This window comes from Petralouisia muris (genome assembly GCF_004793545.1).
GTDB lineage: Bacteria > Bacillota > Clostridia > Lachnospirales > Lachnospiraceae > Petralouisia > Petralouisia muris.
The window spans coordinates 65432-81672 of sequence record NZ_SRYA01000024.1; the positions used below are offsets into that span (position 1 = coordinate 65432).

General features: G+C 42.9%; 11 protein-coding genes. 10 read left to right on the forward strand and 1 reads right to left on the reverse strand.

The annotated features are described in order from the left end of the window. Positions 1-7 precede the first annotated feature (7 nt). Positions 8-3067: a right-handed parallel beta-helix repeat-containing protein gene (locus E5329_RS13235; protein WP_135989999.1), complete on the forward strand. Its 3060-nt coding sequence runs from the start codon at positions 8-10 to the stop codon at positions 3065-3067. A 242-nt stretch (positions 3068-3309) separates the two neighbouring features. Here E5329_RS13235 and E5329_RS13240 read toward each other — a convergent pair whose 3' ends face one another. Beyond that, positions 3310-3564, reverse strand: a complete 255-nt coding sequence (locus E5329_RS13240; RefSeq protein WP_135990000.1) for a type II toxin-antitoxin system Phd/YefM family antitoxin — start codon at positions 3562-3564, stop codon at positions 3310-3312. Positions 3565-3732: 168 nt separating this feature from the next. Here E5329_RS13240 and E5329_RS13245 point away from each other — a divergent pair, with 168 nt between their 5' ends. The 9 genes from E5329_RS13245 (at position 3733) to E5329_RS13285 (ending at position 15620) form a co-directional block, all read left to right on the forward strand. After that, entirely contained in the window at positions 3733-5799 is a 2067-nt protein-coding gene (locus E5329_RS13245) for a hypothetical protein (protein WP_135990001.1), read from the forward strand. Next, positions 5739-7892 (forward strand): hypothetical protein, encoded by a 2154-nt coding sequence (locus E5329_RS13250; RefSeq protein ID WP_168356618.1) that lies wholly within the window; start codon positions 5739-5741, stop codon positions 7890-7892. The genes E5329_RS13245 and E5329_RS13250 overlap by 61 nt, the downstream gene beginning before the upstream one ends. After that, positions 7880-8800 carry a hypothetical protein gene (locus tag E5329_RS13255; RefSeq protein WP_135990003.1) on the forward strand — a complete coding sequence of 307 codons (921 nt, stop codon included), beginning with the start codon at positions 7880-7882 and terminating at the stop codon, positions 8798-8800. Before E5329_RS13250 ends, E5329_RS13255 begins: the two co-directional genes overlap by 13 nt. A gap of 30 nt (positions 8801-8830) precedes the next feature. Then, complete coding sequence (locus tag E5329_RS13260; RefSeq protein ID WP_135990004.1) at positions 8831-9085, forward strand: hypothetical protein; 255 nt, start codon at positions 8831-8833, stop codon at positions 9083-9085. Further along, positions 9085-9489: a type II toxin-antitoxin system VapC family toxin gene (locus E5329_RS13265; protein ID WP_135990005.1), complete on the forward strand. Its 405-nt coding sequence runs from the start codon at positions 9085-9087 to the stop codon at positions 9487-9489. Before E5329_RS13260 ends, E5329_RS13265 begins: the two co-directional genes overlap by 1 nt. Positions 9490-9528: 39 nt before the next feature. Then, the gene (locus tag E5329_RS13270) at positions 9529-11814 is read left to right on the forward strand and encodes a polysaccharide pyruvyl transferase family protein (protein WP_168356619.1); all 2286 of its coding nucleotides are present in this window, start codon (positions 9529-9531) and stop codon (positions 11812-11814) included. Positions 11815-12019: 205 nt separating this feature from the next. Next, positions 12020-13204 carry a nucleotide sugar dehydrogenase gene (locus tag E5329_RS13275; protein WP_135990007.1) on the forward strand — a complete coding sequence of 395 codons (1185 nt, stop codon included), beginning with the start codon at positions 12020-12022 and terminating at the stop codon, positions 13202-13204. A gap of 15 nt (positions 13205-13219) precedes the next feature. Next, complete coding sequence (locus tag E5329_RS13280; protein ID WP_135990008.1) at positions 13220-15073, forward strand: polysaccharide biosynthesis protein; 1854 nt, start codon at positions 13220-13222, stop codon at positions 15071-15073. Positions 15074-15311: 238 nt separating this feature from the next. Beyond that, positions 15312-15620, forward strand: a complete 309-nt coding sequence (locus E5329_RS13285) for a hypothetical protein (RefSeq protein WP_330572159.1) — start codon at positions 15312-15314, stop codon at positions 15618-15620. Positions 15621-16241: the final 621 nt, after the last annotated feature.

A 16241-nucleotide genomic window follows, 5' to 3' on the forward strand; every position in this document is an offset into this window, starting at 1 on the left:
AGAAGTTATGAAAAGGAAAGTGGCACTGCTTTTACTTGCAGTTATTATGGGAACTGGCGCCATGGAGCCATCCCTAGCCACAGTTGGGGCCGAAATGCAGGAGGAGGGGATGATATCAGAAAGAGAGGAGGTACAGGAACAGAAACGTTCTGATAGGAATGATACGGAGGAAATATTAGAAAGTGCAGAAACAGACGTCATAGAAGTTGTGGCGCCGGATACAGAAGATTCGGATACCTTAGAGTCTGAGGAAGTGAATGTAAAAGGTGCGTCCGGAAACAGAATTACCATTGGCGCCGATGGCTATGAAGCGAACAGAGAGGGCTTTCAGAAGGCGTTTGATTTTATTCAGGAGCAGAATAAAAAAGGGAACAAGACGATTTATACGGTAGAAGTTCCCGCTGGTACATACAATATTGATTCCCCGTTGTATCTTTACAGTAATACTTATCTGGCCCTTGCTTCTGGCGCAGTGATGAAAAATACAGGAGTTGGCACTTCTCTGCTTCGGTTGGGAAGAAATGGTGAAATATATTCCGGCGCCAGCGGATTTATGAACATTACCATTGAGGGCGGTACTTGGACTGCGGAATACCGGGATGGTTCTTCTCTGATTCGTATGGCCCATGCCAGGAATGTGGTGATTAAAAATGCAGTATTTCAGGATGTAAAAAATGAACATCATATCGAGGTGGCAGGAATTGATGGATTGACTGTGACAGGCTGTACTTTCAGCGGTTACGTGAAGACCATTGAAAGCGATGAACTGTTGATGGAAGCGCTGGAGATTGATATTCTGGGCGGAGAAAAATATTTCCCGGGATATGAGAAATATGATTATACGACTATGAAAAATGTTACCGTATCCAACAATGTGTTCAAAAATCTTTTTCGGGGCGTGGGAACCCATTCCCTGGTGCGGGGCAGCTATTTTGAGAATATAAAAATACAGGACAATCGGTTTGAGAATATTGCAGATTATGCTGTGTTGGCTACAAATTACCGTAACAGCTCCATAGCAGGAAATACTATGGTAAATGTAGGAGCGGGAATTTATTTTTGCAATATCCAGACATTAGGACGGATGGTAACGCCAACGCCGGCGCTGAAATTTAATACGGATTGCCAGTCCAGAATAGAGAAAAACGCCATTACCCTGAAAGCCGTGAATCAGACGGTAAACAGATGCGGAATCCGTGCAGAGGGAGATGAGGGAGATTATATCATTCGGAACCTGACGATATCTGGCAATACTGTCAATGCAGCTACAGGCGGCCACGGGATACTTGGAAATTATATCAGGGACTGTACGATAAGCGGCAATACAGTGACCGGAGGGAGGGCTCTGTCTAAGGCCTATAAGGGAATCCGTCTTACAGATTCCGTAAATGTCCCAATCAGCGGCAACACTGTAAAAAATATGTCGGATCACGGAATAACGGTTACTGATAAAAGTCAAAACTGCCCGATACAGAAAAATATTGTTTCGGGTAATCAAGGAAGCGGCATTATCGTTACGGAGAATAGTAAAGGATGCAATATCAGTGGAAATCAGAGCAGCGGAAATCAAGGAAGCGGAATTACCGTTACAGGGAGTGGCGGGTGTAATATCAGCGGAAATCAGAGCAGCGGAAATAAAAAGGCTGGAATTACCGTTACAGATAGTAATGAGTGTAATGTCAGCGGAAATCAGAGCGGCAGCAATCAGGGAGCCGGGATTTCCGTTTCAAAAAGCAATGGATGCAATATCAGTGGAAATCGGGTCAGTGCAAATAAAGGAAGCGGGATTTCAGCCAGCGGAAGCTCTAAGGCGATGGCAATCAGCAAAAACAAAGTGGAGAAAAACAGTAAGTACGGAATTTCCATTGGAACAGGAAGCGGGTATTCTGTTGCTGATAACAGCAAGGTTTCTGAAAATGGCAAACATGGAATCTATTTTTCCAAATGCTCTAACGTAGAAGCAGTGAGAAATAAAGTAACATCCAATAAGAAAAGCGGAATTGTCATGTCAGGCGTAACAGGAGGAAGAGTGGAGTCTAATTCTTCTGTCAGCAGCAATAAAGAAAGCGGGATTATCCTGACTGGAGTAATGGGAGGCAAGGTGGCGTCCAATGCAAATATCAGCAGTAATAAAGAAAATGGGATAACCATAAGCAAAAGCTCTGATATCCAGGTCAGCAGTAATGCAAAAATAAAAAGCAATAAGCGGACAGGAATTTCCGTGACAGGAAAAAGCACTAAAAATATTTCGATTTCAGGAAATAAAATCTCTTCCAGCGGCATCCACGGGCTTACCGTGAGCGGGGAATCCACAGCGCAGATCATTGGAAATGTTATCGGCAGTAATAAGAACTATGGCATTAGCATCAGTGAAAAGAGCGTGAACTGCCAGATGAATGGCAATACAGTGAATAAGAACAAAAAAGGCGGGATTCTGATTGCAGGAAAATGCAGTGGAAATAAGGTTGAGAAAAATACAGTGAAATATAATGTGGGAAATGGAATTACGGTGAGTTCTTCCAGCAAAGCAAAAATTACAGATAATGTTGCGGTCAGTCATAATCAGGGACATGGAATCCTTATTACTGGTAAGTCGAATCAATCGGAAATCAGTAGAAATATTGTCTCCGTCAATAAAGAGCATGGAATTGATTTGTATGATAAATCCGTGAAAGCTAAAATTATGGAGAATACGGTTCGGAAGAATGGGAAAAACGGTATTTTTATCTCTGGTAAATCCAAAGCCAGTGCTCTGAAGAAAAATATAGTTGCAGACAATAAAGACATTAATATTCAGATTGAAGCAGGCAGTAAGGCTCCGGTTAAAGATATGGGGCAGTTGACGGCAGGAAGCCTTACCTCCAAGGAAACGCAAATAGAGGGAAAAGGAACAAAGAATCTGAAGATTACGGTAAAAGCTAAGGGTAAGACCATTGGCAAAGGAACCGTGGAGAATGATGAAACTTACAGTATTAAGATTAAAAAGCAGAAAAAGGGTACGGTTGTGACAGTGATTATGATGGATAAGCAGAAGAATCAAATGGAGAAAGAGGTGAAGGTGAAGTAGAATTAGAAATATAAAAATTATTCTGGTACGGTGATTCTTTCATTCTCAAGCGCTTTGGGTTTGAGAATGAAGAATCACTATATCAGGTAGTGGTTTAAGTTGTACCAACACTATGCTTTCAACAAAAGATGTTGTCTGCTTTTATCTCACAGCATCATAATGTGACCACATGCGGACAATCTTGATTGTGCCTTCATAGTCTGTTTTATTAATGGTTACTGGTTCATTCTGATGATATACATTTACCATTCCTCATCCGGATCATATACAGAACATTCTTCCAACAGCTCGTTTCCTGCTTCAATAATGCTTTCTGCCATACCTGGTATAGAATTTAAGAATAATGTTTCCTGAATAGCATTCCAATCATCTTCCGATATGAGAACGCCATTTTTTCCGCGATTGTTTGTAATCGTAATGGGGTGTCCGCTGTTGTTAACATCGGACAGCATTTGATATATATTTTCTTTTGCCTTTGCCACAGTTATTGCCGTCATGGTATCAGCTCCTTTTGTATATTCACTTTTATTCTGTACAATTATTATAACATTCCTTTCAATCAGATACAATTTTAATTTCTCCAATTCATCTTTACATAATTTCCACTGGTTGCCAAGTATATTATTTCGTGCTATAATCCAAAATATGTTTGTGAGGAAAATACCATGAATTGGATAAAAATAATAAAAAAACAGTTTTCTTTGAAAGTTATCACCGTTCTGTTATGTGGGATTGTATTTTCTTTATCCTGCGGCGCGATGTGGGTCAGCAAATCCTTTAACCTGGATTGTTTTTATGATATCGGGAAAGTATATGATATAGAATATATGTCTTGGGTTACTGCAGATTTTGGGATGGCTTATCTGGGCGAAGGCCGAAAAATGAGCATTACGGGAGATGTAGCCTGTAAAACTTTTGTAATACAAGGAACAATGCAGCAGTGGAGAACGCTTGTCCTGGAACTGGGTGATATGAACCTGGAAAGTATGGAATGGCAATTGGAATTTTATGATAATACAGGGGTTTTGGTTGGGACACAGCAGGTTGTTTTGCTTCCAGGAGAAAATATAGTAGAACTTAGCGGACAGGCGTTTAGCCAAATGAAATACTTAATATTTAATAGTACAGGAAATACATTTTCCATTCAAAAAATGCAATTTTTGGAAGGGACACGGTTAACGAAAGCCAGTCAGTATGGACAAGCAGTGCTGTTTTTCTTTTTTCTTTATCTCATAATAGTTCTAATAGCAGGAAAATTATATAGTAAGTTTCGAAAGAAAAAAGCACGGGATTTTTATATTTTCTTATCAAAATTGCAGGATATTTATCTTCGAATCGGAAAGGTAATGCCGAACGTGGGTCAGGTTCCTGGAAAATATCTTTCTGCAGGACGAAGATTATTATTTCTGGGGATGCTGTATTACATGTTGGTGATAAATAATAAAGATACCTATTTTGTTACGGCTTATTATCCCAGACATATTCTTATATTTGGGCTGTTTCTTTTTGGGATTGCTGCTTTGGCGAAGGAAGGAGAGCTAAAGAAACAAAACTGGCGGCTGCCCTATATGGGAATCTGGGCAATTCTCTGGATGGGAATCTGCATTTCAGATTTTATTGTTAAAAAACGTTTTACTGGCTGGGGATGGCTGATGCTTTTCGTGGTTGGATTGTTATTGTTTATCTGGCAGAATATGAGAGAACCTGGGGATCTGTTTCGGGATTTGATAAAATCCATTGAATACTATTCATTGTTTAACCTCATTTTTTGCCTGATTGCCAGACCAAAACTGGAATGGTATGGCTATTGTGGGATTACCTGGAATCCTAATATTTATATACAATATCTGATGCCCATGTGTGTGGCATCGTTGGCAGAGCTTCTTGAGTGGATTGAGAAAGAAAAAAGGGGAAAAGGCTGGATTTTTCATCTTATTATGATAATCGTAGTTTTTTATATGAATTGGATATCCCAATCCCGCACAGGTTTGCTGGCTCTGGCGATGATATTGCTGCTCTTTGTTGGGGCATTCCTGCTATTAGCAGGACAGAAAAAATATAGGAAAAAATGTTGGAAGGCGATTGTGACATGTACCGTTTTGGCGGTTCCTGTTTCTTTTGTGTGCGGTTGGTGTATTCAGACAATCCCGCAGAAGCTGGGAACGCAGGTGATTTTTCCAAGAGATGAATACAGGATAGAAGTGGGATTACCTTCATTGACATTAAATGCAGAAGCTGCCGGACTTTTGAAGAATATGAAAGATCACCTGACAGTGCAGAAAATCTTACCCAACAATGATATAGATATGTTTACATCTGGAAGAAGTCTGTATTGGAATGCTTATCTTCGAAATATGAATTTATGGGGACATCCGTATCAATTAGAAATTTGGGGAAAAGGAAGATTGGAACACAGCGGATTTATTATTATTGCTTACCGATATGGAGTATTTACAATCGTACCGTATCTATTATATATAGGTTTGACGATATGGTATGCCTGGAAATATCTCCGGTATAAAGGAACAGAACAAATTTACCGGTTTTATCCCATAGGAATTGCAGTAGGGATGTTGTGTATTCTGCTGGTAGAAAACGTGGAGCGCCCTTTTTATTCGGTAAGCTGCCTGGCTTTTTATCTGCTGCCGGGAGTGTTTATGATGGGGCAGCAATGGACAGAGGAAACAAAATGCAGGAAGAAAAACGCAGAAATACCAGATACAAAAAAATAAAGATTTTCACCATTTTGCTGACAGGTTTTCTGCTCTGTTATGCAGCAGTAATGATGCATATCGGCGGCTCTGTCAATATCCGGGAACTTCTGTCCTCCGGCAGGGTGTATGATTTCTCCAGAGAAGAACTGCAGTCTTCCAGCCGGAACTGGCAGTACAGTGAGGAAGAACAGGGCTATTGGATTCAGAAAAATTCCGCGTTAAAGAAATGGAAAATTGAGAAGAAAGCTACAGGCTGGTGCTTTCTCTATGTAACAGTAAAGGAAATGTCCCAGGAGGCCATGGATATCCGCATTATTTATTATAATAAAACGGGGGGAAAGGTGATCGAACAGCCTCATACCCTTACAAAAGGGGAGAATATTATCATTCTCCAGTATCCCGGTGAAGAGTTGTACCGGATGGGCATTCGGATTTACGGGGGGAAGGATCAGTTCCTCTCCATACAGTCCATGCAGCTCCGGGAGAATGCACTGGGGTTTTCCATGCGGAGATTTGGAAAGCTGATGGCAGTTTCCTATCTGGGATTTTTAGTGGTTTTAGCAGTATTTTGGCTGATTCGGAAGCGATATTTGGACATACCCAGAAATATTGACAGAACTGTGGCGCAGAAACAGCATTATAAGGGAATTTGTTTAGAGGAGCTGCAAGGCGGAGCAATCTCAGATTATCAAGCGGAGAAGAATAATAGGGGAAATTGCTTAGAGGCGCTGCAGGAAATCTATCAGATCTTAATCGAAGATGTCTGCAAATGGGTGCACCATAGAACGGTACCTAAAGGCCGTGAGGTCAGCCGTAAATTGCTGTGGTGCTTCCTGTTTCTTTGGATGATTGCAGCAAACCTCCTGGGATGGTGTACTGACGGACAGGCGCACCGGTATTATATGTTGTCCCTTAGTATGATTTTTCTGATGATAGCGGTATTGGCCTGGGAGCGTCCTCTTTGCTATCTGAACTGGAAAAATCCCTTGTGCCTGGCCTGGCTGTGGCTGTGGATTGGAACGCTGCTTTCCGATGTATTTGTGGTTTCCGATTATAAATGGCATGGAATTCCCATGCTGCTGGCCTGTGGAATTTTAATTTTTGTGTGGAATAATATGAAATATCCCAGGAAGATGATTGCCGAGATATCGTGGGCTCTGGAAGTGGATTTCGGGATTGCTGTGCTGTTTTGCATGATATACCGCACGAAGAAACTGGCCGTTTGTTATAACGGAATCTTTCCGGACTCCCAGCAGTTTTCTATGTATGCAGCATTGATGCTGGCAGTTTTTCTGGTGGAAATCAGCGGCCTGACAGGCGAAAAGAAGCTTTTCAAAAAAAGCGTTTGGCCGATAACGGGAGCAGCCCTCTCACTGTTTTTTTTACAGCGGGCAGGCAGCAGGAGCGGTTTTGCAGCGGCGGCAGTTTTGTTGGGGATTTTTGCGGTTTGGAATTTTTACAATCGGAAAAACTGGCTTTGGGAATGGAAAATTTTGGCAGTCAGTGGTTTGAAAGCAGGAATCATAGCTTTTCTTTGCGTGTGTGTGGTGCATGTTTCCACAAAATATTTGCCGGAGACATTGGGAACAGAATGGAATTTTGAGCAGGAACATCTTGTCAGCAACCTGCAGCCGGAACAGATGGCAGAATTTGATGCATTGCAGCCGGGGCTGATGAAAGATGTTCAATCTGTGAAAGATACAGATTATAGTATGTACTGGAAAAATTATATCCGGCGGTTCGGGCTTACCGGGAGCAATCAGGAGATTCGGCTGCGCCGGGAAAGTATTCCTTCTGATAATACCTATATCCAGATGATGTACCGATCTGGCATTTTTATCCTGATTCCTTTTCTGCTTTTGCAGATCAGCTTGATCTGGAATGGAATAAAGCAGCTCAAAAAGGGAACCAGGGAAGATATGTGGGTGTTTATGATTGGAGCTGTCTTTCTCTGCTTTTGTTTTGTGACAGATGCAGATGTGCCTGCCGGACATCCTCTGTGGTTTTGTTATTACGCAGGCGTAGGATATTGGTTTCACAATTATGGACAGAAGGATTCAGGAAGAGTGAAAGGGAAGCAGATATGCAGAAGCAATCAATGGAACGAATAAAAAAAGCTGGAAAAATCATTGGAAAAATTATTTCAATTTTGTCAATTGTATTTATTATCTATGCCATATGGAAACTGGGATTTGACTTTCAATCCATTCATAACTGGTATTTGTTTCTTGGGGTATCGCTGGTCTGCGTGATTGTAAAATGCGCAACAGTATATGGTTCCGGCATGGCATGGGCTCTTTGGCTGCGCTTTTTTGCCGGCAGAAACATTGACAGGCGAGAGGCTGTCTGTGTCTATGCAAAGGCAAATATCGGCAAATATCTTCCTGGAAATGTGATGCATTATGTGGAGCGGAATCTTTTTGCCACAAATCTGGGCATTAGTCAGAAAAAACTGGCTGTCAGTACTATATGCGAAGTGATAGGTCTGGTGGGAGTTGCATTTCTGCTGGCTGCCAGCGTGTCCGCAGGCCAGCTTGCAGAATCTATCCGTCTGATTTTTGGAGAATCCTATGTTCGGATTATTCTCGCCATCATTGCAGCTGGAATTGTGACAGTTTTGGCGGCAGTTTTCTTTTTGAGGAAAAAAATTACGACCCAGCTTCGGGAATACAGCCTGAAGGAATTTGGAAAAACCCTGGCAGAGACCATGGTGCTGTATGGAATAGTGCTGATTGCCCTGGGACTGATTATGGTAGCTCTCTATGCCTATATGGGCGGTGAAATCACCTGGAACAACGGTTCTTTGATAGTATCCGGTTATGTGATTGCCTGGGTGCTGGGATTTGTGATTCCAGGGGCCTCTGGCGGAATTGGCGTCCGGGAGCTTGTGATCACGGTTCTTTTGGGCAGCGTAGTGGGAGCGGAGACCGTTCTGACATTATCTGTCATCCACCGATTAATAACGATACTAGGAGATTTTCTGGCATATTTGGTTATGCTTATAATAAGAAAAGTTTAGGGTTTGACATCATAGGAAGGAGGAGCTGTTATGTCAACATTACAGAATCAAATCACGCAGTCTCTGGAGGGGCTTTCAGACGACAGTTTGAGATTTATTCTTGATATGATACAGAGATTTGTGATGCCGGCAGAGTCAAAGAGTATGAGCATAAATTATGACGATGTTATAGGAGAGAAGAAACGTAGGATTGGAAGCATGAAAGGGCAGAAATTTATTGCGGATGGTCACAACATCGATGAGTGCAATGACGAAATTGCCAGATGGTTTGGGGTGGATGACTGATGAAGATTTTATTAGACACACATATTGCAATATGGTCGGTGTTGGATTCGGAGGAATTATCTGATGCGGCAAGGGCAATGATACTTGATGAGAGCAATGAAATTTATTATAGTGTAGCTTCTGTATGGGAGATCACGATTAAACATATGGCTCATCCAGAAACATTCTTATACAGTGGCAAACATCTTGAGAAAGGGTGCGAAGCGAATGGTTTTGTGTCGTTGCCAATATTTAACAAACACTCAATTGAATTAGAAACTTTGGTACGTCCAAAAGAGGCTCCGCCGCATAAAGATCCTTTTGATAGAATTTTGCTTGCACAGGCGAAATCAGAGGGGATGAAATTTATGACACATGATAGCTTAATTCCATATTATAACGAATCCTTTGTTATCAGCGTTTAATAGAGATGATATGCCGTAGCGCAAAGAATGGAGGAACGTATGAGAGATCTTGTAGTTGCCATAACGGCAGCCAGTTACAGCGGAAATAAAGGAGCGGCGGCCATGCTGCAAAGCTCCATCAGCCAGTTGCAGGAAAGGTATGGCGAACGGCTGAATGTTCATTTAATGTCAGTGTATCCAGGAGAGGACAAAAAACAGGTACCGTATGATTTTGTAAAAATTATCCCGGCAAAGCCGGAGCAGCTTGTATTTTTTGCATTTCCTATGGCAATTCTGCATCGGATGTTTCGCTGGTGCGGCCCTGTCCGGAAGCTGCTGGAAAAAAATAAAATCATCAAAGCCTACCGAAACACGGATCTGGTTATTGATGAGGCAGGGATTTCCTTTGTGGACAGCCGGGGATTTGTTATGAATACCTATGCATTTATCTGCGCGGCTGTGCCGCTTCTGGTGGGAACTCCGGTGGTAAAATATTCCCAAGCTATGGGAACGTTCCATAATCCATGGAACCGATTTCTGGCAAAGCGGATTCTTCCCAAGTTAAAGTTGATTTGCGCCCGTGGCCAAGGCACATATGACAACCTGAAAGAAATCGGCATTACAGAAAATGTAACATTGTGCGCAGACGGAGCGTTTACCATGAAAGACGACCAGGCATGGCAGGAAAAAGTCAGAGAGAGATGTGAAAATGACTCATTTTTCCAGAAAGATGTGGTGGGTCTGTCCATCAGTTCCGTTGTGCTGAAAAAATGCACCAAAATGGGCATTGATTACCAGAAAATCATGGCGGATTTTATTGGGTATCTGAATCAGAAGGGCTATGGCGTCCTGATGATTGCCAATGCAGCAAGAATCCACAGCGAAAAGCCCAGAAATAATGATTTGATGATTGGGGACGCTATTTTTGGAAGCCTTTCCGATCAGACAAAGGTCCGGTGGTATCATGAAGAGATGGACGCCGAGGAAATTCGGGAATATATCAGCCGCTGTAAATATCTGGTAGCTTCCCGGTTTCATGCCATGATTGGGGCCCTGGAGAAAAAAGTGCCGGTGCTTTTGATTGGATGGAGCCATAAATATCAGGAAGTGCTGGACATGTTTGAACTTGGCCAGTATGCGGCAGATTTTTCCAATCTGAATATGGACAGCCTGAAAGAAAGCTTTGAGAAATTTGAGCAAGACGAGGACATTATTCGGAAAAAGCTGGAGAAAAATCACCTACAGGTGATGGAAAGCTCCCGCCGGAATATTCAGTATATCGGAGAAGTGATCGATGAGATTTTAAAACAGCCCTGCCGAACGCCAAAGCTGTTAGATTATAACAATCCAGAGTATTATGTGGGAGAGTATATTGCCCTGCGCAAGGGATATGCCAAAGATCAGAGAATTCGGGATTATGCAGCCTCCGGCGGAATGGTGACTGCATTATTGTGCAATATGCTAAAGCATGGAGATATCGACGGCGCCTGGGTTACCAGAACAGATTTTGTCAATGATGAGCTGACCTATAAGACGTACATTGCCACAACAGAACAGGAAATCCGGGAGGCGTCTTCCAGTGTATACATGTCTATTCCTCTGTTAAAGCATATCGATTTGCTGGAGCAATTTCCGGGAAAAGCTGCAGTTGTGATGACGCCCTGCATGATGCACGGACTGGAAAGGATTCTGGAGAAACGGCCAGAATTAAAGGAAAAGGTGGTTTTAAAACTGGGACTGTACTGCAGCGGCGGACACGATCCAAGGGCTACTACCCTTTCTATGGAAAAAGCTGGAATCAGCCCGAAAGGCGCGAAACGATTGTATTACCGGAGAGGCCACTGGCGGGGGATGTCCTCCGTATTATATCATACCGGAGAAGAAAAGACATTTTCTTATACGAAATTAGTCTGTGCCTATAAAAACGCCTATTTCTTTGAAAAAGCAAGCTGTATGGGCTGCCATGACCATTTTGCAGGAAGTGCGGATATCAGCTTCGGCGATATCTGGCTGAAAGAAATGAAAAAGGTGAGCATTAAGCATACCAGCTGCGTGATCCGCAATCAGAAAGCATTGGACTATTTTAACCAGTCCGTAGCGGATGGCGTACTTGAGGCTTCCCATATCAGCGGAAAAGATATGGTCAGAAGCCAGAAACGCGCGCTTGTCTTTAAATACCGCTGCGCAGATACGTCAGGAAAGCGGAAATGGAACCATAAGTTAGCCTATTTCCTTGCGGAAAAGAACCGGAAATTTTCTATGGAGAGGCCAAAGAAGCTGGAGAAAATACCGTCCTGGTTCATTTATTATTATATGTGCTTTATCCGGGTGCTGCTGAGTTTTTAGGTGGGATTGCTTGCGAATCCTTATTATTTGGGCTATAATATGGAAAGTATCTGAATGTGATATTATACGCAAGAGCATACTTATTTGCCAAATGGTTTGCTTGTTTTCTTGAAATAGCGAAAACTTGTTGGCAAATCATTTCGCTCACGGGTATACAAGAAGCACAGTTAAAAATAGGAACAAAATACAATTTGGAGGAAAGATTATGAAAATTGCAGTAGCAGGAACCGGTTACGTGGGTCTGTCTATGGCTGTTCTGCTGTCACAGCATCATGAAGTGTATGCTGTGGATATAGTGCCGGAAAAGGTAGATATGCTGAATCATAAAAAATCTCCCATCGTGGACAAAGAGATAGAAAAATATCTGTCAGAGAAAGAACTGAACCTGACAGCAACATTGGAAGGAGAGGAAGCCTATCGCAAGGCAGAATATGTGATTATTTCCACTCCTACCAATTATGACCCCAGGAAAAATTATTTTGACACCTCTTCCGTGGAAAAGGTGATAGAACTGGTGTGGAAAGTAAACCCTGACTGCACCATGGTGGTAAAATCCACCGTTCCCGTAGGATTTACAAAATCCATGCAGGACAGGCATCAGACCAAAAATATCTTGTTTTCCCCGGAATTTCTGCGGGAAGGAAGGGCTTTGTATGACAATCTGTATCCATCCAGGATTATTGTAGGTTCTCCGGCAGGCAATGAAACTATGGCAGAGAAAGCCAGAACTTTTGCAGGGCTTTTAAAGGAAGGAGCGATTAAAGAAGACATTCCCACCCTTTTTACCAATCTGACCGAGGCGGAGGCCATTAAACTGTTTGCCAATACCTATCTGGCGCTGCGTGTCGCATATTTTAACGAACTGGACACCTATGCAGAAATCAGGGGCCTTGATTCCAAACAGATTATTGAAGGCGTGGGCCTGGATCCGAGAATCGGAAATCACTATAATAATCCATCTTTTGGATACGGCGGTTACTGCCTGCCCAAAGACACGAAGCAGCTTCTGGCAAATTACGATCATGTGCCTAATAACATTATCGGCGCAATTGTAGATGCTAACCGAACCAGGAAAGATTTTATTGCGGAACGTATTATGGAGCGCAATCCCAGAACCGTGGGAGTATACCGCCTGACTATGAAATCGGACTCCGATAATTTTCGCCAGTCCTCCATTCAGGGCGTAATGAAGCGGCTGAAAGCAAAAGGTGTGGAGGTAATCGTCTATGAACCTACTATGAAAGAAGAAGAATTTTTCCGCAGCAAGGTGTACCGGGATTTACAGGAATTTAAAGAGAAAAGTGACGTGATTATTGTAAACCGCTGGGACGATAAGCTGGAAGATGTGAAAGAAAAAGTATACACCCGGGATTTGTGGGGAAGGGATTAGAAAGAGGACAAAAGCGTGAAAACAATATTAGATACTAATCAGATTCTGATAAAAAGGATATTTCTGATTCTTTACGATATTATAGCGGTTGTTGCCGCCAGCCTGATGGCGCTGTTTATTCGTTTTGAAGGAAATTATGCTTCGATTCCAAGAGGTTATATTACACAATGTCTGAAATACGTTCCGGTGGTGATTGCGGCAACTCTGATTATTTTTTACTGTTTCCGTCTGTACAGCAGCTTGTGGACCTTTGCAGGAGCGCCGGAGCTGATTAATATTACCTTTGCCTGCGGATTATCTGCAATGGCTCAGATGACGGTAGTTGTGCTTTTTTCTGTGAATATGCCCAGAAGCTATTATTTCCTTTATGGAGTGTCCCTGTGGATTCTGGTATTTCTGAGCCGTTTTTCCTATCGTGGAATTCGAACCCTAATTAAGCGGCAGGCGAGCGGAGCGACAACTTCCAGAGTGATGATTGTAGGCGCTGGAGCAGCGGGCAATCTGCTGGTGAAGGAGATACACAACAGCAATCATGTAAGCAAACGGGTCATTTGTATTGTAGATGATGATAAGTCCAAGGAGGGCAGTTATCTTCACGGCGTGAAAGTTATGGGAAACCGGCAGAATATTCCAGAGCTGGTAAAACGGTTTCGAATCGATGAGATTATCATTGCCATGCCTTCTGCTCCTGCCAAAGCCATTAAGACGGTGCTGGATGTCTGTAAAGAGACAGGATGTGAGCTGAAACGTCTGCCCGGAGTTTATCAGCTGGTCAACGGCGAGGTAGGTATTAGCAAATTAAAAGAAGTAGATGTGAACGATTTGCTGGGACGGGAGCCTGTGAAGGTCAATCTGTCCACGATTATGGATTATGTGTCCGGCAAGGTGGTATTGGTAACCGGTGGCGGCGGTTCCATCGGAAGCGAAATTTGCCGTCAGGTTGCGGAACATCATCCAAAAATGCTGGTGTTGGTGGATATTTATGAGAATACCACTTACGATATCCAGAATGAATTGAAGAATAGGTATCCGGAATTAAATCTGGTAGTCCTAATTGCCTCTGTCCGCAACACGAAGCGGATGGACATGATTTTTGAAACTTACCGGCCAGATATTGTATATCATGCAGCTGCCCATAAGCATGTGCCGCTGATGGAAGACAGCCCTAATGAGGCGGTGAAAAATAATGTTCTTGGCACCTGGAAGGTAGTGCAGGCCGCTGACAAATGGAAGGTAAAACGGTTTGTAATGATTTCCACAGATAAAGCGGTAAATCCCACCAATATTATGGGAGCTACCAAGCGGATCTGCGAAATGATTATCCAGACCTATAATAACCGTTCCCATACAGAATTTGTGGCAGTGCGCTTTGGAAATGTGTTGGGAAGCAACGGCAGCGTGATTCCCCTGTTCAAAAAGCAGATTGAACAGGGAGGGCCTGTAACGGTGACGCATCCGGATATTATCCGGTATTTTATGACAATTCCTGAGGCAGTTTCTCTGGTGCTTCAGGCAGGGGCATATGCCCAGGGGGGAGAGATTTTCGTACTGGATATGGGAGAACCTGTGAAGATTGCAGATTTAGCTCGGAATCTAATTCTTTTGTCCGGTCATAAGCCAGGGGAGGATATTCAGATTGTCTATACCGGCCTGCGGCCAGGCGAGAAACTCTACGAGGAAATGCTGATGCATGAGGAGGGGCTGCAGGAGACGGCAAATAAACTGATTCATATCGGGAAGCCCATTAAAATGGATGAAGACAATTTCCTGATGCAGCTGGAGAATCTGAAAGATTATGTGGTGCAGGAGCCGGATGATATCCGGAAATGGGTGCAGGAGATTGTGCCTACGTATCATCCGAAGGAGTAGTATGGAATATTGGAAGAAAAGAAACGGAGGCAAAGCGGCGTATGAAGCCATTGCCTGCCTGAGGAAAGCATTGGCAGGGGAATATGCCAGGCATGAAGAACTTATCTGACCAAGCCTCGCATTCCTGTCTAAATGTTTGTATCAGACGCATCAAAAGGAAAGCGTTAGTTTGCATGGGGAGAACTATTATCATGGATTTCTGGCAGGATTACTGTAGAAGAATGGGAAATACCGTATCCTGTCGAATCGGGAGGACGGATTGGGCCGGGCTGTTCTGATTCTGAAAATGCCCAGAATCCGTAAAGGGCGGGCAATAATACTGGAACTGAAAGCTGTAAAAAGGTTCCAGGACATGGAAAAGGGCTGCCAGGAAGCCATGTGGCAGATGGAAGAAAAAGGTATCGGGAGGAACTGCGGCAGGAAGGCTATGAGATATTGTGGGATATGGATTGTGTTTTTACAAGAAAGAGTGTGTTGTAAAAATGGAGGGAAATTAGAAATGGGGAATAATAGGAGGGAGAATATGGTTTTGTTGGGGTGGAGATGATAACGTATGCTTTTGTGCATGAGATCTTTCATCTGTGCTTTGCTTTAAATTCAGAGGCTTGGGGAACAGTGAAGGGAAGGTTACGTCATGCATTGGGGCAATGTGAAGAACAGATTTATGAAGAAGCTGTTGGGGAGAGGGAACATTTTAAGGCTCACCACACGCAGAAGAAAGTTGAGAATGCGCTGCACCAGTTAATATGCGAGTTGAATCAATCTATGACGAACTGCTGTCAGATACGTTGGCTTATAATTGGGACATTGTTCCACCTTTCCGAAAAAGTTATTATGAGTTTGTTCTGTTCTATTTTGAGGAATTTGCAAATGAAGTTCCGATTTCCATTTTGTACAGGGGGTAAGGTAACAGTTTAACCTTCTGGCTGAACTAAATAAAAAATTGTTGTGAAAGTGCTGAAATTTTTTCTGTTCCCTGAGAACCTTTTCCAAAGTAAAGCAAACGTTTGCTGCGTTATTTTGAATTCAGTTTCCATTTCAGGCATCCATTGTGAATAACTTTTTCCATTCTGCTTGACAATACATTTTTCCCTGGTTGCCAATGAACGGTTTTTATTGTCTGTATAATGGGGTTAAAACCCTCGCCTTTAGGCGAAACCTTTAGGTA

Excerpts from the sequence above, each read along its gene's own strand:
- E5329_RS13265 (WP_135990005.1), top strand. The coding sequence starts at position 9,085 with ATGAAGATTTTATTAGACACACATATTGCAATATGGTCGGTGTTGGAT.
- E5329_RS13270 (WP_168356619.1), top strand. The coding sequence starts at position 9,529 with ATGAGAGATCTTGTAGTTGCCATAACGGCAGCCAGTTACAGCGGAAAT.
- E5329_RS13240 (WP_135990000.1), bottom strand. The coding sequence starts at position 3,564 with ATGACGGCAATAACTGTGGCAAAGGCAAAAGAAAATATATATCAAATG.
- E5329_RS13255 (WP_135990003.1), top strand. The coding sequence starts at position 7,880 with ATGGAACGAATAAAAAAAGCTGGAAAAATCATTGGAAAAATTATTTCA.
- E5329_RS13235 (WP_135989999.1), top strand. The coding sequence starts at position 8 with ATGAAAAGGAAAGTGGCACTGCTTTTACTTGCAGTTATTATGGGAACT.
- E5329_RS13250 (WP_168356618.1), top strand. The coding sequence starts at position 5,739 with ATGGACAGAGGAAACAAAATGCAGGAAGAAAAACGCAGAAATACCAGA.
- E5329_RS13260 (WP_135990004.1), top strand. The coding sequence starts at position 8,831 with ATGTCAACATTACAGAATCAAATCACGCAGTCTCTGGAGGGGCTTTCA.
- E5329_RS13275 (WP_135990007.1), top strand. The coding sequence starts at position 12,020 with ATGAAAATTGCAGTAGCAGGAACCGGTTACGTGGGTCTGTCTATGGCT.
- E5329_RS13245 (WP_135990001.1), top strand. The coding sequence starts at position 3,733 with ATGAATTGGATAAAAATAATAAAAAAACAGTTTTCTTTGAAAGTTATC.